Source organism: Paracoccaceae bacterium, assembly GCA_012103375.1.
Lineage (GTDB): Bacteria > Pseudomonadota > Alphaproteobacteria > Rhodobacterales > Rhodobacteraceae > WLWX01.
On the sequence record WLWX01000001.1, the window covers coordinates 1,712,731 to 1,736,170 of the forward strand.

18 protein-coding genes and 3 pseudogenes are annotated in these 23,440 nt (G+C 61.9%); 12 read left to right on the plus strand and 9 right to left on the minus strand.

Translation table 11 applies throughout. From position 1 onward, the window contains the following. Positions 1-3 precede the first annotated feature (3 nt). From GKR99_08735 to GKR99_08745, 3 genes and pseudogenes are all read right to left on the minus strand, one after another. A protein-coding gene (locus GKR99_08735) for an IS630 family transposase (protein NKB27621.1) occupies positions 4-958 on the minus strand; the annotation gives its coding sequence in 2 pieces (ribosomal slippage) (positions 4-606 and positions 608-958; 954 coding nt in all). Between the two features lie 130 nt (positions 959-1,088). Further along, complete coding sequence (locus GKR99_08740; GenBank protein NKB27622.1) at positions 1,089-1,907, minus strand: glycosyltransferase family 2 protein; 819 nt, start codon at positions 1,905-1,907, stop codon at positions 1,089-1,091. Positions 1,908-1,938: 31 nt separating this feature from the next. Continuing rightward, a pseudogene (locus tag GKR99_08745) lies at positions 1,939-3,577 on the minus strand (bifunctional sulfate adenylyltransferase/adenylylsulfate kinase). A gap of 202 nt (positions 3,578-3,779) precedes the next feature. Between GKR99_08745 and GKR99_08750 the strand changes: the two are divergent. Beyond that, positions 3,780-4,322: a sigma-70 family RNA polymerase sigma factor gene (locus tag GKR99_08750; protein NKB27623.1), complete on the plus strand. Its 543-nt coding sequence runs from the start codon at positions 3,780-3,782 to the stop codon at positions 4,320-4,322. A gap of 32 nt (positions 4,323-4,354) precedes the next feature. Next, on the plus strand, positions 4,355-5,041 hold the full coding sequence (locus tag GKR99_08755) for a hypothetical protein (protein ID NKB27624.1): 687 nt from the start codon (positions 4,355-4,357) through the stop codon (positions 5,039-5,041). Between the two features lie 48 nt (positions 5,042-5,089). Here the strand turns inward: GKR99_08755 and GKR99_08760 are convergent, their stop codons facing one another. Then, the gene (locus tag GKR99_08760; protein ID NKB27625.1) at positions 5,090-6,223 is read right to left on the minus strand and encodes a hypothetical protein; all 1,134 of its coding nucleotides are present in this window, start codon (positions 6,221-6,223) and stop codon (positions 5,090-5,092) included. Further along, the gene (trxB, locus tag GKR99_08765) at positions 6,220-7,188 is read right to left on the minus strand and encodes a thioredoxin-disulfide reductase (protein ID NKB27626.1); all 969 of its coding nucleotides are present in this window, start codon (positions 7,186-7,188) and stop codon (positions 6,220-6,222) included. Before trxB ends, GKR99_08760 begins: the two co-directional genes overlap by 4 nt. A gap of 196 nt (positions 7,189-7,384) precedes the next feature. Between trxB and GKR99_08770 the strand changes: the two genes are divergently transcribed. Further along, positions 7,385-7,903 (plus strand): winged helix-turn-helix transcriptional regulator, encoded by a 519-nt coding sequence (locus tag GKR99_08770; GenBank protein ID NKB27627.1) that lies wholly within the window; start codon positions 7,385-7,387, stop codon positions 7,901-7,903. Between the two features lie 466 nt (positions 7,904-8,369). Here GKR99_08770 and GKR99_08775 read toward each other — a convergent pair whose 3' ends face one another. Continuing rightward, complete coding sequence (locus GKR99_08775) at positions 8,370-9,689, minus strand: aminotransferase class III-fold pyridoxal phosphate-dependent enzyme (protein ID NKB27628.1); 1,320 nt, start codon at positions 9,687-9,689, stop codon at positions 8,370-8,372. A 91-nt stretch (positions 9,690-9,780) separates the two neighbouring features. Here GKR99_08775 and GKR99_08780 point away from each other — a divergent pair, with 91 nt between their 5' ends. The 3 genes from GKR99_08780 (at position 9,781) to GKR99_08790 (ending at position 14,184) form a co-directional block, all read left to right on the plus strand. Beyond that, positions 9,781-11,238 carry an aminotransferase class I/II-fold pyridoxal phosphate-dependent enzyme gene (locus tag GKR99_08780; protein NKB27629.1) on the plus strand — a complete coding sequence of 486 codons (1,458 nt, stop codon included), beginning with the start codon at positions 9,781-9,783 and terminating at the stop codon, positions 11,236-11,238. A gap of 146 nt (positions 11,239-11,384) precedes the next feature. Then, positions 11,385-13,160, plus strand: a complete 1,776-nt coding sequence (gene xsc, locus GKR99_08785; GenBank protein NKB27630.1) for a sulfoacetaldehyde acetyltransferase — start codon at positions 11,385-11,387, stop codon at positions 13,158-13,160. A gap of 88 nt (positions 13,161-13,248) precedes the next feature. Beyond that, on the plus strand, positions 13,249-14,184 hold the full coding sequence (locus tag GKR99_08790; GenBank protein NKB27631.1) for a phosphate acetyltransferase: 936 nt from the start codon (positions 13,249-13,251) through the stop codon (positions 14,182-14,184). Between the two features lie 115 nt (positions 14,185-14,299). Here GKR99_08790 and GKR99_08795 read toward each other — a convergent pair whose 3' ends face one another. Then, a complete protein-coding gene (locus tag GKR99_08795) occupies positions 14,300-14,467 on the minus strand; it encodes a hypothetical protein (protein NKB27632.1) in 168 nt (55 codons plus the stop codon). On the opposite strand from GKR99_08795, the gene GKR99_08800 reads away from it, so the two are divergent. After that, the gene (locus tag GKR99_08800; protein NKB27633.1) at positions 14,451-14,876 is read left to right on the plus strand and encodes a hypothetical protein; all 426 of its coding nucleotides are present in this window, start codon (positions 14,451-14,453) and stop codon (positions 14,874-14,876) included. The genes GKR99_08795 and GKR99_08800 overlap by 17 nt on opposite strands. On the opposite strand, the pseudogene GKR99_08805 reads toward GKR99_08800, so the two are convergent. Then, positions 14,848-15,806: pseudogene (locus GKR99_08805) on the minus strand (IS630 family transposase). The gene GKR99_08800 and the pseudogene GKR99_08805 sit on opposite strands and share 29 nt — an antisense overlap. Before the next feature lie 83 nt (positions 15,807-15,889). Between GKR99_08805 and GKR99_08810 the strand changes: the two are divergent. The 5 genes from GKR99_08810 (at position 15,890) to GKR99_08830 (ending at position 21,933) form a co-directional block, all read left to right on the plus strand. Further along, on the plus strand, positions 15,890-16,219 hold the full coding sequence (locus GKR99_08810) for a hypothetical protein (GenBank protein ID NKB27634.1): 330 nt from the start codon (positions 15,890-15,892) through the stop codon (positions 16,217-16,219). A 109-nt stretch (positions 16,220-16,328) separates the two neighbouring features. Then, positions 16,329-19,226, plus strand: a complete 2,898-nt coding sequence (locus GKR99_08815; GenBank protein ID NKB27635.1) for a molybdopterin-dependent oxidoreductase — start codon at positions 16,329-16,331, stop codon at positions 19,224-19,226. 91 nt (positions 19,227-19,317) lie between these two features. Further along, positions 19,318-20,073: a 4Fe-4S dicluster domain-containing protein gene (locus tag GKR99_08820; GenBank protein NKB27636.1), complete on the plus strand. Its 756-nt coding sequence runs from the start codon at positions 19,318-19,320 to the stop codon at positions 20,071-20,073. 1 nt (position 20,074) lies between these two features. Continuing rightward, complete coding sequence (locus GKR99_08825) at positions 20,075-20,947, plus strand: dibenzothiophene desulfurase (protein ID NKB27637.1); 873 nt, start codon at positions 20,075-20,077, stop codon at positions 20,945-20,947. Beyond that, positions 20,947-21,933: a nuclear transport factor 2 family protein gene (locus GKR99_08830; protein ID NKB27638.1), complete on the plus strand. Its 987-nt coding sequence runs from the start codon at positions 20,947-20,949 to the stop codon at positions 21,931-21,933. Before GKR99_08825 ends, GKR99_08830 begins: the two co-directional genes overlap by 1 nt. Positions 21,934-22,082: 149 nt before the next feature. Here the strand turns inward: GKR99_08830 and GKR99_08835 are convergent. Then, positions 22,083-23,434 (minus strand): annotated as a pseudogene (locus GKR99_08835) (MATE family efflux transporter). Positions 23,435-23,440: the final 6 nt, after the last annotated feature.

The window sequence follows — 23,440 nt, forward strand, 5'->3', positions numbered from 1 at the left end:
CATTTAATCTGCAACATATCCGGCAGCCTTGAAGAGGTTTCTGCATTCTTCTGGTGGAAAGAGGTCGCAGGTTTGTGCGACGGATTGGAACAGCGCGTCGAAGGTACGTGCTTTCAGCCGTCGCAGATGTGCTTTGAGCTTGGCGTATGCCATTTCGATAGGGTTCAGGTCGGGGCTGTAGGGCGGCAGGAAGAGGAGCCAGCTTCCCTGCGCTTTCAGGATGGCCTGTGCCTTTGCGGATTTGTGAGACGACAGGTTGTCAGCGATCACGACGTCACCTGGCTGCAAGGTCGGAACCAATTGGGTTTCAATGTATATGTCGAAGGCGGCGCGGTTCATGGGGCCGTCCAGAACCCAGGGTGCGCTGAGTTCATCCATCCGCAGCCCGGCGATGAAGGTTTGCGTGCGCCAGTGGCCGAAGGGCGCGTCCGCCTCAAGCCGAGTCCCCCGGAGGGATCGGCCCCGCAGGCGTGTCATCTTGGTGGTGACGGCGGTTTCGTCGATAAACACCAGCCTATGCGGCTCACGGCGCATCCTCGGCATCCGACGCCGCCACTCGTATCGCGCGGCGCGAACCCGTTTGCGCAGCCTTTCCGTTGCGATCAGCTATTTTTTTATATGTGAACCCAAGGCGATGAAGCAAGTGACGTGAGAGCATCGCCGGTGTGGCGATTAGGTCATGCTCCTGCTTCAACGCTTCGGCCAGCTCCGGCATGGTGATGTCCGGTTCAGCTTGCACGCGTAATTTCAACCACTCGGACGCCGCGTCCAACTTGCTGCGTCGAGGCCGTCCTTGAGGCGCAGCTTTCACGCCGCCGGTTCGCCTTTTGCGCTGCATGATCCGCACCGCGCTCGCGACCGATATCCGCAAACGCCGGGCCGCCTCATGGCAGGAAAGTCCTTCATCTACCAGCGCGACGACGCGCTCTCGAATGTCCAAAGACAGTGATTTCCCCATGATCCACCTCCACATTCGGTGAATCACAAAATCAGACCTCTGGGAATCCCATCGATTCAGATTTCAAGGACGGCGCTCTAACGACACCGGCCCGGTCTCAGGGCGGCATCGGGGCGGCATCAGCACAGTATCAATACGGCCCGTCGCCCTGCCAGATGCCGAAGTTCTTGCGGAAATGTTCGATACAGGCGGTGTCTGCCTCTAACCGCCCGTGATCCTGATGCACCATTTTGGCCAGCCCGTCCTGATGGTGCGCGCCGTAAGGCCGCCCCCAAAGCGGTGGCGCGGTCATCAGCCAGATCGGTACGTTGTTGCGGGTCATCTGGCCGGACAGCCAGGGGTCATCGACGGTCCAAAGAACCTCGGGAATGTCGAAGGTTTCGGGCGGGATAAACTCTGGCCGGATCATCGCGCCGCGATACCCCTCCAGCACATCCACATAGCCGTCAACGATATAGGGTTTCGGCTTGATCGTGGTCAGCGTCAGCAACCGGAACATGCGGTATCCGACGCCCTTGTGGCGCGCCAGCGCGCGTGGCTGCATGCGGTTTTCCAGCCGGTACCGCGCCCCTGGCGGACGCGTGTCCAGATCGTAGCCCTTTTCGACAATGCATGCGTCGGGCCGGGCACGTCGGGCATCCAGAAAATACTGCGCCCAGTCCGGTGCATAGGGCTGATCGTCGTCACAAAACAGGATCTCGACATCTTGCCCGGAAAAATCCCGAACCGCCGGAAGCACTTTGGTCGCGGGCCCGAAATCCTCGTCCGTCATGCACAGTGTCACGCCGTCCGGCAGGTCCGGCAGATCGGTCGCCGGGTCAAAGTCGAACCGGCGATAGCGGCGCGGAATATACAGCCGCACCTCGGCCACATCGGCCCGCTGCGCCACCAGATCGCGCAACGTCGGAGCGATCTGGTGCATCCGCGGCGGGATGGTCGTCAGGGATATGATCAGATCGGACATGTGCCACAATCGCGCGTCAGTTCGCCGCGATCAATCCCATGCCTTCCAGCTTCAGCAAAACCTGCTGGGCGCAGTAATCAACCTCGACATTTTCAGTATCGACGACCAGTTCGGCATGTTCCGGCACATCGTATGGGTCCGAGATGCCGGTGAATTCCTTGATCTTGCCCTCACGCGCCAGACGGTACAGGCCCTTGCGATCCCGCCGCTCGCATTCCTCCAGCGAGGTTGAGACATGCACCTCGATAAAGGCGCCGAATGTCTCGATCTCTTCGCGCACGGCGCGCCGGGTGGTGGCATAGGGGGCGATCGGCGCGCAGATCGCGATGCCGCCGTTCTTGGTGATTTCCGAGGCGACATAGCCGATGCGGCGGATGTTCAGATCGCGGTGCTCTTTGGAAAAGCCGAGTTCCGAGCTGAGGTTCTTGCGCACAATATCCCCATCCAGCAACGTCACCGGCCGGTCGCCCATCTCCATCAGCTTGACCATCAGCGCGTTCGCGATGGTGGATTTGCCAGACCCGGACAGGCCGGTGAAGAACACGGTGAACCCCTGTTTGGACCGTGCGGGCCGGGTGCGGCGCAGCTCGGCCACGACTTCGGGGAAGCTGAACCAGTCGGGAATCTCCAGCCCTTCGAACAGGCGGCGGCGCAGTTCTGTGCCCGAGATATTCAGGACGGTATCCCCTTCGGCCACTTCATCGGCAGGCTGATATTCGGCGCGCTCCTGGACATAGACCATGTGTTTGAAGTCGACCATTTCGATGCCCATCTCGTCCTGGTGCTGCTTGAACAGCTCCTGCGCGTCATAGGGGCCGTAAAAATCCTCACCCTTCGAATTCTTGCCGGGCCCGGCGTGATCGCGCCCGACAATCAGATGGGTGCAGCCGTGGTTCTTGCGGATCAGCCCGTGCCAGACCGCTTCGCGTGGGCCAGCCATGCGCATCGCAAGGTTCAGCAAGCTCATGCTGGTGGTGGCAGAGGGGTACTGGTCCAGCACCGCCTCGTAACAGCGCACGCGGGTGAAATGGTCGATGTCGCCCGGTTTCGTCATGCCGACGACCGGATGGATCAGCAGGTTCGCCTGGGCCTCCCGCGCGGCGCCAGCCCATTTTGCGGAAATAGGCGCGCATCTCGTTCGGGGTGTCGCGGCGGGCGCGGAAATCGTAATGCGTCGGCGGCTGGATACCCGTGATCGGCCCGCCCAGATACACCGGCCCGGCGGTGTTGTGCAGATAGTTGACCGCCGGATGCGCCGCATCATCGGCGCCGAAAACCTGGTCCGCCTCAAGCGATTTGTCCGGGCTCCATTTGTCAGTGACCGACATGGTGCCCAGGATCACACCTTCCTGATCGCGCAGGGCGATGTCCTGGCCTTCCGCTATGGAATCGGCGAATTCCTGACTGACATCCAGCGTGATCGGCATCGGCCAGAGCGTCCCATCGGCCAGCCGCATGGTGCTAACGACGCTGTCGTAATCTTCGCGCCCCAGAAACCCCTTCAGCGGGTTGAACCCGCCATTCATCAGCAACTCCAGATCACAAATCTGGCGCGGGCTCAGATCCCAGGAGGGCAAGTCGCCCGCGTCGATTTTCAGCTTCTGGGCAGAATCGTAGGAGACATAAAGCTCTGGGATCGGGGCAAGGACTTGCATGACATGATTTCCAGTCGGAACGGGGCAGGGATGTGGGTGTTTCGGCGGGGTGCTATCCTTTCCGCCAGTACCATTACAACCGCTTGTTTCATAAAATGCGCGATCCTACGGGGTGGCCCGGACAGCCAATCGGAAATGCCCACTGGCCAAGGTGTATTCTCAAAGGCTAAATATCTGCGAATCTTGGGGGTTTGTACTGGCCGTGAATACGACTGCAGACATTGAAAACCTGTTGTCCCGCCTGGCGCTGGGCGACCGCAAGGCGCTTTCGCAGCTCTATGACAAGACATCTGCGAAACTATTTGGGGTGTGCTTGCGTGTCTTGAATGATCGGGCAGCGGCAGAAGACGCCCTGCAAGACACGTTCGTGAAGGTTTGGAAGCGGGCGGACAGATATGCGGCCAACGGGCTTAGCCCGATGACCTGGCTGATCACGATTGCCAGGAATACGGCAATCGACAGCCTGCGCCGTCGCAAGACAGCGGGCGAGGATCTGTCCGAGGCTGACGCAGTGCCATCTGCCGGCCCAACACCCGAAGCCGCCGCCATCGCCAGTTCCGAGGCCGCGCGCATCGGGGCCTGCATGGACACGCTGGAGCCTGATCGGCGCGCCGCAGTGCGGGGCGCATATCTGGAAGGTTACACCTACGCCGATCTGGCGAAGGCCCATGACGTTCCGCTGAACACGATGCGCACCTGGCTTCGCAGGTCGCTTGAGAAGTTGCGAGAGTGCTTGAGTAAATGAGCGTTGAGACCAAAAAAGAACGCGACGGGGCCATGCACGCAGCCGAATATGTGCTGCACCTGATGCCATCGGCGGACCGCAAGGATTTCGAGGCGACAATCGCCTGGGATCCCGAGGTGCGCGCCGAGGTGACGTTCTGGACAGAACATTTCGCATCGCTCGCGGATGAAGTTGCGCCCGTCACGCCGCCCGCCGGTCTGAAACGCGCCATCGAGGGTGAGTTGTTCGCAGATGTCGGCCACGCATCGACGCTGATGTCAAAACTGCGCCTCTGGCAGGCCGCCGCCATCGGCATGGCCGCTGTTGCGGCGGCTGCGGCGTTCGTGGCGTTTTCACCAATGCTCACCGCACCCGGCGTTGGCCCCGGCGCGCCGGCCGTCACAGCGGAAATCCTGACCGCAGATATCGCTGCAAGCGATGCCTCGCTGCGCGTCATCGCCGTCTATCAACCGGGCAGCGGAGCGCTGAAACTGAACCGCACAGCAGGCGCCGCACCCAGCCAGCGCGACTTGGAGCTTTGGGCCATCATCGGCGACAACGCCCCGGTCTCCCTCGGGGTGCTGCCCGCAGACGATCAGGTTGTGATCGCCGTCCCGGAAGACCTGCGCGCAGATATCACCATGGCGACGCTGGCCATCAGCGAAGAACCACTTGGCGGGTCACCAACCGGCGCACCAACCGGCGCCGTCCTGGCCGCTGGGGCGCTTGCGACGTTCTAAAATTTTGGCCCAAGGAAGTCGTGGTCATTTAGGGCGATGCCGTGTCCGTCACGCGTCAGACTTGTCCTTGCGAAACTTCGCTTCGCTTCGCGCCTCTTTGCGGATTTTGCGTGCCCTGTGAAAGCCGCGTAATCGAGTCCGCAAACCAAGGGTTCGCATTTCGAACCCCGGATCAACGGCCAGCATCGCGCGCCGGAACAGCATTTCAGGGATACTGCCACGGCATCCGGGTTCGGGCCACAACGACCTTTCAGATCGGATCAGGCGCGCCGTTTTGCAAAGCACTACGTCGGGGTTTGCTGCGCAGACATCCTTCACCAATGCCGCAAACCTGTGCATCAGATTGTACTTGGTGAACACCATCGCGCGCGCTGCCGCGATTGCATCCAGGCGCTGTGACCAAAGATCGGATTGCTGCGCCGCGATGATCCGGTCAATGGCTGCGTCGGGATTGGTAATGTCGATCGAGACGACACATTCCGCCGGCAATTCATCGCCGACATTGCTGCAACCCGAATGAAACGGCAGCGCCCAGCACAGCAGCGGATCGGCCAGTTTTTCGGTCCAGGTGAATGGCCCGCCGGCATTCTCAAGTGCGATATGATATTTGTGTCCCAGAAGGGCATCTTTCTTGTCATCTATCGAATTGACGCCCCTGCCATAGAGTCGGATCCGATCCGGGATGCGGTGCTGCAACCGCTCGATAAACGCCAGCCGTGCGCGATGGTACGGCGTGTCCGCCTTGGTGCTGGTCACAATCGATATCAAGTCATCCTTCCGCGGGCTTTCCGACAAGTTTCGAAACCAATCAAGATCCAGCGAATCCGATGCTGACGCGAAATTCAGCCCGACAAACGGCGGCGCACATGCGCTGGCCTGAACCTTGCGGGTTTGAAGCGGTTTTTCGGTCGTGGTATGCGCGAGGCCAAACTGATCGAGGAAAACGGCACTGTAGGGATGAATGTCGTCGGGCTCTCCTGCGAAGAAGATGGTCCGGGAATTCGGCAGTCGTGTTTGGATGGAAAATGATGCGCGATTGTAGACCAGCAGCGCATCAATGTCTTCGGGTACGTCGAACCCGAAACTGAACGTAACACCGTCAACAGTGTCCGAGCCGCCGGATACCAATCTCAGCAGGTTTTGGGGTTGAATTTTCGTGAAGATATGGGCGCGAAGCGTCATGCGACTTTGCTATCAGGGGTTTCCGCCTCCATCTCGGCCAGAAATTTCTCGGCTTCCAACGCGGCCATGCAGCCCATGCCGGCACTGGTGACGGCTTGACGATAGATGTGGTCGGTCAGGTCACCGGCGGCATAGACACCGGGGATTGATGTGGCCGTACTGTCGGGGGCCGTGACCACATAACCGCCCATATGCGTTTCCAGCTGGTCCTTGACCAATTCCGACGACGGCGCGTGGCCGATGGCGATAAACACGCCTTTACAAGGTACTTCCGAGGTCTCTCCGGTTTTGACGTTCTTCACCCGCACAGCTTCGACGCCCAGGGGGTTTTCGGTGCCGATGACCTCCTCCAGCGTTGTGTCCCACAGGATTTCGACCTTGGGGTTCTTGAACAGGCGGTCTTGCAGGATCTTCTCGCTGCGCAGGCTGTCGCGCCGATGGATCAGGGTGACCTTGCTGGCGAAATTGGTCAGGAACAGCGCCTCTTCAACCGCCGTATTGCCGCCGCCGATTACCACGACGTCCTGCCCACGATAGAAGAACCCGTCGCAGGTGGCGCAAGCGGACACGCCGAACCCCTTGAACTTTTCCTCACTCTCCATACCCAGCCATTTTGCCTGGGCGCCGGTTGCCAGGATGACGGCATCCGCCGTCCAGACCGCACCGCTGTCAGCGACGGCGGTGAACGGACGTTTCGACAGGTCCAGCGAATTGATGTGGTCCGAGATAATCTCGGCCCCCGTGGCCTTGGCGTGTTCTTCCATCCGAACCATCAGGTCCGGTCCCATGACCATCGTGTCGCCCGGCCAGTTTTCCACCTCGGTCGTGATTGTCAGCTGACCGCCCGGCTGAATGCCCTGGAACAGAACCGGTTCCAGCATCGCGCGCGTTGCATAGACCGCCGCCGTATACCCCGCAGGGCCAGAGCCGATGATCATCACTTTGACATGGCGGTGTTCGGACATGGTTTCCCCCGGGAATCGATCTGAAATACCGCCCCGATATAGGCGTCCGGGGTGGGCGGGGAAAGGCCGCAAGGATCACCGGCCCGCAAATTATCCGTGAGCGGTCGCGCCGGTCCTTCGGACCACAACCCTAATATTCTTGCGTGATGTTGAAATATTATTGCTCAGGATGGTGCAATTGGCTAAGGTTCACAAAATCGGAGGGGCCATGGCCGGACATAAACTGGATGAGATCGACCGTCAGATTCTGGCCGAGCTGCAGGCGGACGGTCGGATGACGAACGTAGAGCTTGCCCGCCGCGTCGGCATCTCGGCGCCGCCTTGCCTGCGCCGGGTCCGCGCGCTTGAGGAGGCCGGATTCATCGTCGGCTATCACGCCGATGTCGACGCCCGCTTGCTGGGCTTTGAAGTGCAGGTCTTTGCCATGGTCGGCCTGCAAAGCCAGGCCGAGGCTGACCTGAGCGCGTTCGAAAACCGCTGCCGTGGCTGGCCGCTGGTGCGCGAATGCCACATGCTGAACGGCGAAGTGGACTTTGTGCTGAAATGCGTCGCCCCGGACCTGAGCAGTTTCCAGAGTTTCCTGACCGAGGAGCTGACAACCGCCGACAACGTCGGCAGCGTCAAAACCTCGCTGGTGATCCGCGTCGCCAAAGACACGCCCGGGGTGCCATTCGATGTGCTGGAAACCCGCGTGGCGGCGGCTGAAACCAGCTAAATCGCCATCCCAAATATCTGAATCGCGAAAGAACTGATCTGCGCCCGGTGCGCGCCGCAGGCGCAGGGCGCACGCCAGACCGGCCCCACCGGTCAGGCGTCGGTTTGAGGTGGGCACAACCGGGATAGTTGACGGCTAACACGGCACCATAAATCATGCCTTTCCCCCGTTGCTGCGCCAGCCCGCCGGTCCGGCGCGCGCCCTGCTGAGGTTGGGCGTTCGACTTTGGGAATCGCTGCAGATTAAATGGACGATGCTCTAGGGCCACACTCCGGAAATCCCGGAGCGCCTGCCTGCAACAAGCAATGCGCAGTGCCGAAACCTCGGCACCGGCGCGGGCTTTGGCGCGTTGCGGCCCGGCCCCGGCCGTCGATAGCTGTCGCCAAAAACGCAACAGCCCCCGGATATCCGGGGGCTGCCGCACGGGATCAGATCTGCATCGGACCTGACCAGATCATGCGCCGGCTTAGCGTGGCAGTTCGTCCATCGTTTTGCGGATCTTGCCGACAATCTCGTCGATATGCGCCTTTTCGGTGATGAACATCGGCGCCACGATTCCGTTGTCGCCGGTGAACTTTACATGACAGCCGTTCCAGAACAGCTTGGTCTGGGCCAGCACGCCCCGCACACCCGGTTTTGGATGCGGGAACATCTCGACATTGCCCATCATGCCGATGGTGCGGATGTCGCGGACCAGTTCATGATCTTTCAGGCTCATCATAGCGTCTTCGAAATAGGGGGTCATGTCGCGCACGCGCTGGAACAGCCCCTCTTCCTCATAGATCGACAGCGCCGCCAGACCTGCCGCACAGGCCGCCGGGTGGCCCGAGTAGGTATAGCCGTGGAACAGCTCGATCCCGCCCATGGCGGCCTTGTCGGTCACCGTTTCATAGATCTCATCTTTCACCGCAACCGCGCCCATCGGGATCGACCCGTTGGTCAGCGCCTTGGCCATGGTCACGATATCCGGCGTCACCCCGAACACATCGGACGAGAAATTGCCCCCGATCCGGCCAAAGCCGCAGATCACGTCATCGAACACCAGCAGGATGCCATGCGCATCGCAAATCTCGCGCAGGCGCTTGAGGTATCCTTCGGGCGGCGGCAGCACCCCGGTTGACCCCGCGACCGGTTCAACGAAGACGGCGGCAATCGTCTCACCCCCGTAGTTGTCGATGGCGCGCTGCAGATCCTCGGCGCGATCTGCCCCGCTCTTGCGGCAACCCGGCGTGAACAGCTCATCCTCGGTAAAGGTGTGACGCATGTGGACGATGTTGGGCATGGTTATCGGGAAGGCGCGGCGGTTGTTGACCAGACCCGACAGGCTGACGCCGCCGATGTTCACCCCGTGATACGCGCGTTCACGGCTGACGAACCGATGCCGCGCTTCGCCCTTGGCGGTCCAATAAGCCATGACGATCTTCATCGCCGTGTCCACGGCCTCCGAGCCCGAGTTCACGAAGAACACATGATTGATCTCATCCGGGTGCAGGCGCGCGACCTTTTCAGCCAGCGCAAAACTCAGCGGGTGCGCCGAGCCAAAGGGCGACACGAAGGTCGCGTCCTGCATGGCGACATGCACAGCCTCGATGATCTTCGGATGGCAGTGACCGGCGGGCGAACAGAACAGCCCCGATGACCCGTCGATAACCTGGCCGCCCTTGTGATCGGTCATATAGGTACCGGCCGAGCTGACGATCAGGCGCGGGTCCTGTTTGAAGCCGCGATTATCGGTGAACGGCATCCAGAATTCTTCAAGCGAATTGGTTTTTGCATCCAGCGCCATAACGGTCACTCCCATAGAATCATCTGCCCGAACCCTACGCCTGCGGACCGCTTTCCTTTACATCCAGTTCCAGTGTCTGGATAAGTCCAGAATGACGATTCCCGCCGAAATGATCATCCTCGACCCCGAGGCTGACGGAACCCTGCAATCACGCATTCAGGAACGCGTGGCCGAGGCGATCCTGTCAGGCCGTTTTCGCGCCGGAGAACGCCTGCCGTCGTCCCGCGCGCTTGCCCGCCATCTTGGTGTCAGCCGGATTACCGTAACGCTGGCCTATGCCGAATTGCTGAGCGACGATTACATCGCCTCGCGCGGGCGATCAGGTTACTATGTCTCCGAGAATGCACCGCGCCCGACCGAGTTCACCGCCGCACAAAGCCGCGAAACCGTGGATTGGAACCGCGCCATCGGTCAGCGGTTTTCCGGTGCGGCGCGGGTTGAAAAACCCACCGACTGGCGCCGCTATAGATACCCGTTCATCTATGGTCAGGCGGATGAGGCGCTGTTCGATCACGCCAGTTGGCGGCAATCGGCTCTGCGGGCACTGGGCCAGCGCGATTTCGATGCGATGACGGTGGATTACAATGACGCCGACGACCCGCGCCTGGTCGAATTCATTCTGCGACATACGCTGCCACGCCGCGGCATCGCGGCGGATGCGGACGAAGTGCTGATCACGCTGGGCGCGCAGAACGCGCTGTGGCTGACCGCGCAGGTGCTGCTGACCCAGCGGCGCACAGCGGCTTTTGAGGATCCCTGCTATCCATCGTTGCGCGAAATCCTGAACCAGTCCCGTTGCCACCTTGCGCCCGTACCCGTGGACGCCGGAGGCCTCCTGCCCGAGGCGATTCCGCCCGGAACCAACGTGGTATTCGCCACCCCCAGTCACCAGTGCCCGACCACCGCGACAATGCCGATGAACCGCCGTCGTGCCTTGCTGAAGCGGGCAAAGGCGCAGGATTTCCTGATTGTCGAAGATGACTATGAATTTGAGATAGCGTTCCAGGATGCGACCTCTCCGGCGCTGAAATCGCTGGATCGGGATGGGCGGGTGATCTATGTCGGCTCGTTCTCGAAGTCGCTGTTTCCGGGGCTGCGGCTTGGATACCTCGTCGGCTCTCCGGCGTTTATCGCCGAGGCCCGCGCCCTGCGCGCCACCGTGCTGCGCCATCCACCGGGCGTTATTCAGCGCACGGCGGCGCATTTTTTGTCACTGGGGCACTACGACGCGCTGATCCGCCGGATGGGCCGCGCCTATTCCAGCCGCCGCAAGGTGATGGAGGCGGCGATTCGCGACAACGCCCTGACCATGGCGGACCCGCGCATGACCGGCGGGTCATCCTTCTGGATGCGCGCGCCCGATGGGGTCGACACGGACGAACTGGCGCGCAGCCTCAGGGGCGACAGCGTGTTGATCGAACCCGGCCGTCCGTTCTTTGAAAGCCGGGACGCCCCGGCGAACTATTATCGGCTGGCCTATTCCTCGATCCCGGAAGAACGGATTGCAGAGGGTGTCGGTTTGATCGCAAAGGCGCTCATTAATCAATAATTGAGACCAAAATTCTCAATATTGGCTCTATGCGCTGTGACTATCTGGACCTATTATGACGTGTTCACTGGCCCTATAGTCTGCACGATTCTCGGGCCATTTATGCGCGGCCTGACCTGACTGCATCTGAAACCGGAGCCCTCCCGATGAAAATGACGACTGAAGAAGCCTTTGTAAAAACCCTGCAGATGCATGGGATCGAACATGCCTTTGGCATCATCGGGTCGGCGTTCATGCCAATTTCGGACAATTTCCCCGCTGCTGGCATCAAGTTCTGGGACTGCGCCCATGAAGGTTCCGGCGGGATGATGGCGGATGGTTACACCCGCGCGACCGGCAAGATGAGCATGATGATCGCGCAGAACGGCCCCGGCATCGCGAACTTCGTCACCGCCGTCAAAACCGCTTATTGGAACCACACGCCGCTGCTGCTGGTCACGCCGCAGGCCGCCAACAAGACCATTGGTCAGGGCGGTTTCCAGGAAATCGAACAGATGAACATGTTCGCCGACTGCGTCGCCTATCAGGAAGAAGTGCGTGACGCGTCGCGCGTTGCCGAGGTGCTGAACCGCGTGATCCTGAACGCCAAACGCGCCAGTGCGCCTGCGCAGATCAACATGCCGCGCGATTTCTGGACCCAGGTGATCGACATCGACCTGCCCGCCATGGTTGAATTCGAACGCCCCGGCGGCGGCGAAGCAGCACTGGACGAAGCCGCCGCGCTGCTGTCGAACGCAAAGTTCCCGGTAATCTTGAACGGCGCTGGCGTGGTGCTGGCCGGTGCGATCCCGGCCTCCAAAGACCTGGCAGAGCGTCTGGATGCGCCGGTTTGCGTTGGTTATCAGCACAATGATGCCTTCCCCGGTTCGCACCCGCTGTTCGCCGGCCCGCTTGGCTATAACGGCAACAAGGCGGGGATGGAGCTGATCCAGAAAGCCGACGTCGTTCTGGCGCTGGGCACCCGGCTGAACCCGTTCTCGACCCTGCCGGGCTATGGCCTCGACTACTGGCCCACGAACGCCAAGATCATCCAGGTCGATATCAACCCGGATCGGATCGGTCTGACCAAGAAGGTCACCGTGGGGATCATCGGCGACGCCAAGAAGGTCGCAACCTCGCTGTTGGAAAAACTGTCGGATACAGCAGGCGATGCGGACCGTGAGGCGCGCAAGAACACCATCGCGCAGACCAAATCGGCCTGGGCGCAGCAACTGTCCAGCATGGACCACGAAGACGACGATCCCGGCACCACTTGGAACGAACGTGCCCGCGGCGCCAAGCCCGACTGGATGAGCCCCCGCATGGCATGGCGCGCCATTCAGGCGGCCCTGCCGAAAGAGGCGATCATTTCGTCCGACATCGGCAACAACTGCGCCATCGGCAACGCCTATCCGACGTTCGAGGAAAGCCGCAAATACCTGGCCCCCGGCCTGTTCGGCCCCTGTGGCTATGGCCTTCCTGCCGTGGTCGGCGCCAAGATCGGCTGCCCGGACACGCCGGTCGTTGGCTTCTCGGGCGATGGCGCCTTCGGGATTGCCGTGACCGAGCTGACCGCGATTGGCCGTGGCGAATGGCCCGCGATCACCCAGATCGTGTTCCGTAACTACCAGTGGGGCGCGGAAAAGCGGAACTCCACGCTGTGGTATGACGACAATTTCGTCGGCACCGAACTGGATGAGCAGGTCTCCTACGCCGGGATCGCAAAGGCCTGTGGCCTGAAAGGCGTCGTGGCGCGCACCATGGACGAGCTGACCGATGCGCTGGATCAGGCGATCAAGGATCAGAAGGCCGGGACCACGACGATCATCGAAGCGATGATCAACCAGGAACTGGGTGAGCCTTTCCGCCGCGACGCGATGAAAAAGCCGGTCGCCGTGGCCGGGATTTCCAAGGACGACATGCGCCCGCAGAAGGTCGCCTGAGCATTTGTGACGACCCCGGCCCGCCACTCGGCGGGCCGGGAATAATACCGGCGGTTATGGCCCGCCCGACATGCTAGGGTCTGCTTCGATGGACCAGAACGCCCCATTTCTTTGCCAACGCGCGCCGGTCTGTCCGCCGGACCTGATCGCGCGCGCTGCGGCGCTTCCGACGCCCCGCGTTGCCATCGCCCGCGCCGGATCGCCCCTGCCGATGCAGGCCGCGCAAGAGGCGACAGAGGCGGGCATCATGATCCCCGTCTTTGTTGGCGAGGCGCCAGATATCCATGCCGAGGCGCAGGCGCTGAACTGGGACATCTCAGCCTACGCACTGCACAACACCACCGGAGAGGATCAGGCCGCCGAGGTTGCCGCCCACCTGTGTGGCGCGGGCAAGGCGGATGTTCTGATGAAGGGGCAGTTGCACACCGATGCTTTCATGAAGGCGGCGTTGCAGCGCGATGCGGGCCTCAGGACCGATCAGCGGCTGTTTCACATCTTTCACATCACCCACCCCTATGGCGGACGCCCGATCCTGGTCTCGGACGCGGCGGTCAATGTCGCGCCGAATATCGAAACACGCAAATCCGCCATCCTTGGCTGCGTCGACCTGCTGACCCGGCTTGGCAACGGCCGTCCGAAGATCGCGATCCTGTCAGCGACGGAATCGGTCATCCCCTCGGTCCCAAGCTCGGTCGAGGGCGAAGAGCTGGCCACCTGGGCCGCGACCGAGGTTGCCGGGGCGGATGTGGCCGGGCCGCTGGCGCTGGACCTGATCCTGTCGCCTGACGCGGTGGCCACGAAAGGGCTGAGCGGCCATCCCGTTGCGGGAATGGCCGATGCGGTGATCGTGCCGGACATCGTATCCGGCAACGTGCTGTTCAAGGCGCTGGTCTACCTGTCGGGTGGCTGTGCGGGCGGTATCGTGATGGGGGCCAAAGTGCCGATCCTGCTGACCAGCCGGGCCGACCCGCCCGCGGCGCGGCTTGCCTCGGCTGCGCTGGCCGCCATCGTCAGCGCGCCATGATCGAAACGCTGCTGGCTGATTGTGTTGAAAAACTCCGTTTTAGGGCCTGAACGATGATTTTTCTTTCCATGCAGCCCGATCCTAAATTTTTGGCGCGGGGGTCGGCCCAAATCGCCTACATGCGCTCACGCGCAGCCATGCGCTGTCTCGTGGTCAAAGCTTTCCGACTATTTCGCTTCATAGGTTTTCGCAAGAAATCCGCGACGCTCTGATTTCGGAGTTTTTCAACACAATCGGCTGCAACCGGGTTTTCGGCACCGACGCTGATGATTTTGGCGGGCATCTGTTTTGCCGCCGGGCTGGTGCGCGGCTTTTCCGGATTCGCCCTTAGCGCCCTCGTGATGGCCAGTGCGGTGACAATTCTTGCGCCAATCGAGTTGATCCCGATCTGCTGGGTTCTCGATATGGTCGCGTCATTAATGCTGCTGCGCCGCGGCACTGCCGAGGCAGACCGCCGGATGGTTCTGACCTTGTTCGTGGGATCCGCCGTGGGAATCCCGGTTGGGCTGTGGCTGACAACCTCGCTGCCGGTCGAAACCTCAAAATTCATCGCTTTGACATTGATTTTGACGCTGGCTGGACTGCAACTGGCGCGTATCCGATTGTCGTTTCTTGCCTCAACCCAGGGCACCTGGCTGACCGGGCTGCTAAAGCGTTTCGACATTAACCTGAGACATATCCGGCGGCCTTAAAGTAGTTCCAGCATTCTACTGGGTCGTAGAGATCGCAGATTGCTCCGATTGCTTCGAAGACCTGGGTAAAGGACCTGGCCCCGATCCGTCGCAAATGGGCTTTCAGTTTAGAGAAGGCCTGCTCGATGGGATTCAGGTCGGGCGAGTACGGTGGCAGGTAAAGGAACCAGCAGCCGTGATTGCGTAAAGCCTGCGTCGCCTCCTTATTCCGGTGGGTTGCCAGGTTGTCGAGAATGACGACAGTGCCGGGGTTGATCTCGGGGACCAGCACTTCGCGGATGTAGGCCGCGAAGGCGGGGCCATCTATCGCTCCCTTGATGACCCAAGGTGCGATCAGCGCGCCTTGGGTCAGGCCCGCGATCAAGGTTTGGGTTCCCCAGCTTCCGAAGGGCGCATCCATCGTCAGGCGCTTACCGCGCTTGGCTCTGCCGCGTAGGCGCGTGAGGTTTGTCTTCACTGCGGTTTCGTCAATAAAGACAACGCGCTCAGGAAAGGTCGCAATGGCTGGCGAGCGGTATCTGAACCAGTCGGCCCGTTGCTGCCTTACCTTGGCGCGGCGGCGCTCGGTGGCGACCAGCGACTTTTTTTGTACGTGAAGCCGAGCCGGGACAGAAGGTTGGCGATGGAGGAGTGATGCACCCGCACACCCTCTGCATCGGCCAGCGCATTACGCAACTCAAAGAGCGTGATGTCAGGGTCTTGTGCGATCAACTCCTCAAAGAATTCCCGATGCGGAGCCAGCTTTCCCTTGTCGCGCGGCGGTCCCTGCCGGGCAGGTTCCGCATGACCCTTCATCCTCACCTGACGCGCCCACCGCGCGCCTGTGGCAGGCGACAGCTTCAACCGCAACGCCGCCGCGCGCCCGCTCAACCCTTCTTCAATGTATCTCTGAAACCGTATCCGAAGCGCAGATGGCAAAGGTGCTGACATGATCCATCCTCCCAAACAGGATGAATCACAGATCAGGTCTCAAGGGAATCCCTCGCGATTCAGGTTCAAGACGAAACGCTTTAGTGGGCATCGCGACGGGCATCGCCTCGCTTGCGGGAATGGTCATTGCGCTGTTTGTGCTGTCACGGAACGCGCCCGTGCGCGTTATGCGCGCAAGTCTGGTGCTGTTTTTGTTCATCAGCTCGCTCATGTCGATCGTTTTCCTCTTGCTCTATGGTGTCATGACCGAAACGGCTGCGATCCGGGGGCTGGTCCTTGCCGTCCCCTCCTCAATCGGCGTGTTCATTGGCAGCCGGATGTTCATCCCCCGGTTCAAGCCCTGGTATCGCCCGTTCAGCCTGACCCTGTTGATCGGACTTGCGGCCTTTGGTCTGGTGAGGACGGCTTTTTGAACCGGTCGGCGAACATACGTCCCTCAATTGGGCCTCAGATCGGAAAAAACTGGTCGCACCGGGGCGGGAATCGCTATTTAGTGCGCGGTGGAAAAAAGCACGGTCTGGCATGACAAAGCATCAACAACCCAAAGTGGACACTTCGCCCAAAGTCTCGGACGAAGTGCGCCAGACGACCTGCTACATGTGCGCCTGCCGTTGTGGCATCAACGTGCATATGAAGGGGGGCGAGGTTGCCTATATCGAAGGCAACCGCGATCACCCGGTGAACCGGGGTGTGTTGTGTGCCAAGGGCAGCGCCGGGATCATGCAGCACCTGTCGCCCGCACGCCTGAAGGCACCGATGAAACGCGTCGGCCCACGCGGATCAGGCCAATTTGCCGAGATCAGCTGGGACGAGGCGCTGGAACTTGCCAAAAGCTGGATGGAACCGCTGCGCGAAACGGCCCCCGAAAAGCTGGCATTCTTTACCGGCCGCGATCAAAGCCAAAGCTTCACCAGCTGGTGGGCCCAGGCCTTCGGGACGCCGAATTATGCCGCCCACGGTGGCTTCTGCTCGGTCAACATGGCCGCTGCCGGTATCTATACGATGGGCGGCGCGTTTTGGGAGTTTGGTCAGCCCGATTGGGAAAACACCAAGCTGTTTATGATCTTTGGCGTCGCCGAAGATCACGACAGCAACCCGATCAAGATCGGGCTGGGGCGGCTGAAGGAACGTGGTGCCAAGGTCATCGGGGTGAACCCGATCCGCACCGGCTATAACGCCGTGGCGGACGAATGGATCGGCATCACGCCGGGCACAGACGGTCTGTTCATCCTCAGCCTGGTGCATTGCCTGATGAAGGCCGGGAAGATCGACCTCGACTATCTGGCGAACTTCACCAATGCGGCCTGCCTTGTGAACGACGATGCCAGCTCGGACGAATATGGTCTGATCCTGCGGGACGAGGATGGCAAGGAAGTCGTGATCGACCGTGAGACGCACCAGCGGGTTCCCTTCGATCAGAAAGGCGTCATTCCAGATCTGACCGGGCGCTGGCGCCATGCAGGTATCACCTATCGCACGGTGATGTCGAAAATGGCGGACCGGTATATGTCCGACAGCTATGCCCCGGAAGTGGTCGGCCCGGTGATCGGGATGGATGCGAACCGGATCCGCCGCATCGCTGCTGAACTGGCCGAAGTGGCCTTCGATCAGGCGATCGAGATTGCCCAGCCCTGGACAGATTTCCGCGGCCAGAAACACGACAAGATGATCGGGCGTCCGGTTGCGTTCCACGCCATGCGCGGAATCTCGGCCCATTCCAACGGCTTCCAGACCTGCCGCGCGCTGCATCTGCTGCAAATCATCCTTGGCAGCGTCGAGGTTCCGGGCGGGTTCCGCTTCAAACCGCCATATCCCAAGCCCGCGACAGCACACCCCAAGCCCCACGCCGTCGCGGTGCCCGGTCAGCCGCTGGGCGGGCCGCATCTGGGGTTTGTCCACGGGCCGGACGATCTGGCGATTGACGACGACGGAACGCCCCTGCGCATCGACAAGGCGTTCAGCTGGGATCACCCGATGAGCGCGCACGGGTTGATGCATATGGTGATTTCGAACGCCCATGCAGGCGACCCGTACAAGATCGACACTCTGTTCCTTTACATGGCGAATATGGCCTGGAATTCGTCGATGAACACCTCGGGCGTGATGCGCATGCTGACCGAGATGGATGAGGGTGGCGAATATGTCATCCCGCATCTGATCGTCGCCGATGCCTATTCGAGTGAGACTGTCGCCTTCGCCGATCTGGTCCTGCCCGACACCACCTATCTGGAACGCCACGACTGCATCAGCCTGCTGGACCGCCCGATATCGGAGGCTGAGGCGGCGGCAGATGCGATCCGCTGGCCCGTCGTTGATCCCGACCGCAACGTGCGCGGCTTTCAGTCCGTGCTGCTGGACCTTGGCCACCGCCTTGGCCTGCCGGGGTTCGTGGCCGAAGATGGCACCGCCAAGTTCAGCGATTACGCCGACTATATGGTCAGCCATGAGCGTCGCGACGGCATCGGCCCGCTGGCCGGGTGGCGGGGCAAGGACGGCAAATCGGGCGGGCGCGGCGCGCCCAATGCCAATCAGATCGAGCGTTACAAGGACGCGGGCGGCTTCTGGATGAGCCATATTCCCGACGAGGCTTTGTACTACAAACCCTGGAACAAGGCCTATCAGGATTGGGCTGTCGAGGTGGGTCTGTTCGATGCGCCGCAGCCCTATCTGTTCACGCTGTGGTGCGAACCAATGCGCCGGTTCCAGCTGGCCGCCGAAGGTCAGGGCAGCCGCCAGCCGCCTGCGCATCTGAAAGACCGGGTTCACGCCGCGATGGATCCGCTGCCGATCTGGTCCGCGCCCTTCGGCGATACCGATATGGATGAATACCCGCTGCACGCGCTGACCCAGCGCCCGATGGCGATGTATCATTCCTGGGGCAGTCAGAACGCCTGGCTGCGCCAGATCCACGGGGTGAACCCGATGTATGTCCCCACCGCCGTCTGGGTGGCGAACGGGTTCGAGGATGGCGACTGGGCAAAAGTCACCTCTCCGCATGGAGAGATTGTCGTGCCGGTCGCCCATATGGCGGCGCTGAACGATCAGACGATCTGGACCTGGAACGCGATCGGCAAGCGCAAGGGCGCCTGGGCGCTGGACGATGATGCGCCCGAGGCGAAGAAGGGCTTCCTGCTGAACCACCTGATTCACGAACTGCTGCCACCCAAGGGCGACGGCATGCGTTGGGCCAACTCGGACCCGGTCACCGGGCAGGCAGCGTGGTTTGACCTGCGGGTCCGCCTGGAAAAGACCGACGCACCCGATGAGGTGAAGCCGAACTTCAACGCTCAGGTCAGCCCGGTTGGCAAGGGCCCGGATGAATTGGCCCGCGAAAGCGATGCGCGGTCGTTTACCCGCGCGCAGGTTCAGGCGACAATTTCCGAGAAACTGGCGAAATTCAAACCGCGGGGGCCGGCGTGATGGGTGTTCAAATCTCGACCGTCCGTTCGGGCGGCCATCGTCGGAGCCTCCGGCGGGGATATTTTGGGGTCAATGATGGAAAGGGGGCGCGATGACACAGCTTCCGCCTCCATCCTACGTCAAGCTGGGTCTTGTCATTGATCTGGACACCTGTGTGGGCTGTCACGCCTGCGTGGTGGCCTGCAAGGGCTGGAACACCGAAAATTATGGCGCGCCGCTGGGCGACGAAGACCCCTATGGCGCCGAACCGGTCGGAAGCTTTTTGAACCGGGTGCATTCCTATGAGGTGCAGCCCGACGAAGGCCCCACACAGCTGGTGCATTTCCCGAAATCCTGCCTGCATTGCGAAGATGCACCCTGCGTCACCGTCTGCCCCACCGGCGCCAGTTACAAGCGGGCCGAAGATGGCATTGTGCTGGTGAACGAGGATGCCTGCATCGGCTGCGGTCTATGTGCCTGGGCCTGCCCTTACGGCGCGCGGGAAATGGACCCGGTCGAGAATGTGATGAAAAAATGCACTCTGTGTGTGGACCGGATTTACAATGAAAACCTGGAGCCCGAAGATCGGGAGCCTGCCTGCGTGCGCACCTGCCCGGCGGGCGCGCGCCATTTTGGCGATCTGGGCGATCCGACCAGCGCGGTTTCGGAACTGGTAGCGCATCGGCGTGGTTTCGATCTGATGCCAGAACAAGGCACCAAGCCGGTCAACAAGTACCTGCCGCCCCGAAAGAAGGACGTCGAGATTGACGTTCTGGCGCCGATGCTGGAACCGGTTGCCATCGACGCACATGGCTTCCTCGGCTGGATCGACCGGACGCTGGGCAAGCTGCCTGGTGGAGGCACGTAACATGCATCCGGCACCCTCTATCATCGTTTTCACGACACTTTCGGGCATTGGCTTCGGGCTGCTGATCTTTCTTGGGCTGGGGCTACCGGTGGTGACCGGATGGCTTGGCTTTATCGCCTTTGGCACGGCCTTTTCGGCGGCGGTTGCCGGGCTTGTCGCCTCGACCTTCCATCTTGGGCATCCCGAACGCGCGCTGCTGGCGTTTACCCAGTGGCGGTCAAGCTGGCTGAGCCGTGAGGCATGGCTGGCTTGCGGTGCGCTGATCACCATGGGCCTCTATGGCACAGCCGCGGTGCTGTTCGGGGTACGGATTGCTCCGCTGGGCTGGATCGGTGCGGCGCTGTGTCTGGGCACCATTGGCGCAACCTCGATGATGTATGGGCAGTTGAAGACCGTGCCGCGTTGGCGGCACTGGAGCACGCCGCCGTTGTTCTTTGCCTATGGTCTGGGCGGTGGAGCGTTGCTGGCCGGGCAGATTTCGGCGGCGATTGCGCTGCTGGCGCTGGCCGGCGTGGTTCAGGTGCTGGCCTGGTACATGGGCGACAAGGCGCTGGCCGAGACGGGGTCGGACACCGGCACCGCAACCGGCCTTTGGCCGCGCGGCAAGGTGCGCGCGTTCGAATCCCCACACACCGGGCCGAATTATCTGACGCGCGAGATGGTCTATGTCATCGGGCGCAAACGCGCGACGCAGCTGCGCGTGATCTCGTTGATCCTGGCTGTTGTCGTGCCGGTTGCGGTGCTGATCATCGTGCCGGGCCATGTATTCGCGGCAGTGGCCATCATCAGCCACGTTCTGGGCGTGCTGACCGCCCGCTGGTTGTTCTTTGCCGAGGCTGAGCACGTCGTCGGGTTGTTTTACGGCGCGCGCTGATGGGGTTCCGTCCGGGGTTCGATCCTCGTTGGCGGGACGAGGCAGACTATGTCCTTGGCATCACCCATGACATCTGGGAAGGGCGGCAGATCGCTGGCCTCACGAAGTGGTATGCGGATGATCTGATCGTGCGTTCGCCCGCGTCAGTGGTGAAAGGCAATCAGGGGATCATCGCGACAACGCTGGCAACGCTGGCCGAATTCCCGGATCGCGCGTTGCTGGGCGAGGATGTGATTTGGTGCGGGGTGGACGAAGGCTGCTTCCTCAGCTCGCACCGGTTGCTGTGTACGGCGACCCACAGCGGCGCGGGCGTCTATGGTGCGCCGACCGGCAAGCGTCTGACATACCGTATTTTGGCCGACTGCTTTTGTCGCGCGGATCAGGTGGCAGACGAATGGCTTGTCCGCGATCAGGGTGCGATTGTCCGACAGCTTGGACAGGATCCGCAGGAGTGGACCCGCGCGCTGATCGCCCGCGAAGGCGGGCCGGGGGCCTGTGTTCCGCCGTTCACGCCAGCAATCGACCTGCCCGGCCCCTATCGGGGGACAGGTGACGGGCATCCGCTGGGGGCCACGCTTGCGGGGCTGCTGGAACGGGTGATGTCGGGCGAGATGTCGGCGATCCCATCCGGGTGGGACCGCGCGGCCGAGGTGCATTACGCAGGCCATGTGGACGGCCACGGCCATGGTGCCGCGGATCGCCATTGGTTGAGCTTGCGCGCCGCATTCCCGTCAGCCCTGTTCCGCATCGAACATGCCACCGGGCGCGACGATCCGGGCATGCCCCCACGCGCCGCCGTGCGCTGGTCCCTGCAAGGGTCGCACGATGGCCCCGGGGCTTTTAGCGCGCCAAGCGGTGCTGAGGTTTATGTGATGGGGATCACCCACGCCGAATTCGGCCCCTGGGGGCTGCGGCGCGAATGGACGCTGTTCGATGAGACGGCAATCTGGAAACAGATATTGCTGGCAAAAGGCGATGGGTGTTGATGGCCGCAGGCGGCTGCTGTTTGGCCGCCAATCTGCCCCAGGGTCCACAGATGAACACCCCGCCCCCTAGCAGGGCGCGCGCCCTGCGCCTGCGGCGCGCACCGGGCGCAGGCCATTATCGCAGCGATTCAGATATTCAGGATGGTGCCTTAAGCCACCGCAATCCGAACCGCGCGCAACCAGAACCGCGCCATCATCAGTACTGCGGCCAGCGCCAGACCCACGGTCAGGCCCAGCCAGATACCGACCCCGCCAAGCCCCAGTGGGAACCCCAGCGCATAGCTGACCGGCAGCCCCACCACCCAATAGCTGATGATCGCGATGATCATCGGCGCGCGGGTGTCCTGCACGCCGCGCAGCAGGCCCAGCGCCATGACCTGCGCGGCATCCACCAGTTGGAACACCGCTGCCGCTGCCAACAGCGAAATACCAATCGCCACCACCGCATCGCGCGCCGGATCGGCGGGGTCGATAAACAGGCTCAGCAGGGGTTCGGGGATCAGCGTCGTCACCGTCATCGCCGCAACGACAGCAGACATGGATATCGCCACGATCCCGGTCATGCGCAAACCGGCCTCGTCCCGCCGCCCAAGCGCGCGCCCGGCGCGCACCGTTGCTGCCTGCGACAGCCCGATATGCACCATGAAAATCGTCGCCACGATCTGCAGCGCGATGCCATGCGCCGCCAGCGCATTGGTGCCCAGCCACCCCATCATCACCGACGCGGCCGAGAACAGCCCGCCTCGGCCAGTGAGGTCAGCCCGATGGGCCAGCCCAGGCGAAACACCTCGCCAAAGCCGCGCCAGTCGGGCTTCCAGAACCGGATCAGAAGCTGATGATCGGGCCGTGTACGGGCCGAGATCACCAGCAGTGCGCCAAATGTCACGAACTGCACCGTGACCGAGGCGATGGCCGCCCCGCGAATGCCCAGTTCGGGCGCGCCCCAATTGCCGAAGATCAGCGCGTAGTTCAGTAATATGTTCATCACCAGCGTTGCCAGCGTGACCCACATGACGATACCCGCCCGGTCCAGCGCCGACAGATAGCTGCGGAACGCCACAACGGGCAACTGTGCCAGCATGCCCCAGCCGGCGATGCGCAGGTAACGCTGCGCCTGGGCCGAGACGTCCGGGTCCTGGCCCATCGCCTCCAGTATCGGGCGCGCCATCAGCATGATCGGAATGACGGCAGCCGCGAACAGCGCCGACAGCCACAGCGCCATCCGCGTTGCCCGCCGCGCGGCCTGCCCGTCGCCGACACTGTCGGCAGCAGCGACCATCGGCATCACCGCCCAGCCAAAGCCGGACCCGAAAATATAAAGGACAAAGAACATCGTACTGGCCAGCACCATCGCGGCCAGCGCCTCGATATTGTACCAGCCCAGCATGATGGTGTCGGTCATGTGAATGCCGAACTGCGCCACCTGCCCCCCGACAAGGGGCAGCCCAAGGGCAAGCGTGGCCCGGAAATGAGCCCGCCAGGAGTGTGTGACCTGCGACATTCCGCC

Bases quoted from the DNA above. Each gene is read 5' to 3' on its own strand.
- GKR99_08755 (NKB27624.1), top strand. From the start codon at position 4,355: ATGCACGCAGCCGAATATGTGCTGCACCTGATGCCATCGGCGGACCGC.
- GKR99_08760 (NKB27625.1), bottom strand. From the start codon at position 6,223: ATGACGCTTCGCGCCCATATCTTCACGAAAATTCAACCCCAAAACCTG.
- trxB (NKB27626.1), bottom strand. From the start codon at position 7,188: ATGTCCGAACACCGCCATGTCAAAGTGATGATCATCGGCTCTGGCCCT.
- GKR99_08775 (NKB27628.1), bottom strand. From the start codon at position 9,689: ATGGCGCTGGATGCAAAAACCAATTCGCTTGAAGAATTCTGGATGCCG.
- GKR99_08780 (NKB27629.1), top strand. From the start codon at position 9,781: ATGACGATTCCCGCCGAAATGATCATCCTCGACCCCGAGGCTGACGGA.
- xsc (NKB27630.1), top strand. From the start codon at position 11,385: ATGAAAATGACGACTGAAGAAGCCTTTGTAAAAACCCTGCAGATGCAT.
- GKR99_08790 (NKB27631.1), top strand. From the start codon at position 13,249: ATGGACCAGAACGCCCCATTTCTTTGCCAACGCGCGCCGGTCTGTCCG.
- GKR99_08800 (NKB27633.1), top strand. From the start codon at position 14,451: ATGATTTTGGCGGGCATCTGTTTTGCCGCCGGGCTGGTGCGCGGCTTT.
- GKR99_08795 (NKB27632.1), bottom strand. From the start codon at position 14,467: ATGCCCGCCAAAATCATCAGCGTCGGTGCCGAAAACCCGGTTGCAGCC.
- GKR99_08815 (NKB27635.1), top strand. From the start codon at position 16,329: ATGACAAAGCATCAACAACCCAAAGTGGACACTTCGCCCAAAGTCTCG.
- GKR99_08820 (NKB27636.1), top strand. From the start codon at position 19,318: ATGACACAGCTTCCGCCTCCATCCTACGTCAAGCTGGGTCTTGTCATT.
- GKR99_08825 (NKB27637.1), top strand. From the start codon at position 20,075: ATGCATCCGGCACCCTCTATCATCGTTTTCACGACACTTTCGGGCATT.
- GKR99_08830 (NKB27638.1), top strand. From the start codon at position 20,947: ATGGGGTTCCGTCCGGGGTTCGATCCTCGTTGGCGGGACGAGGCAGAC.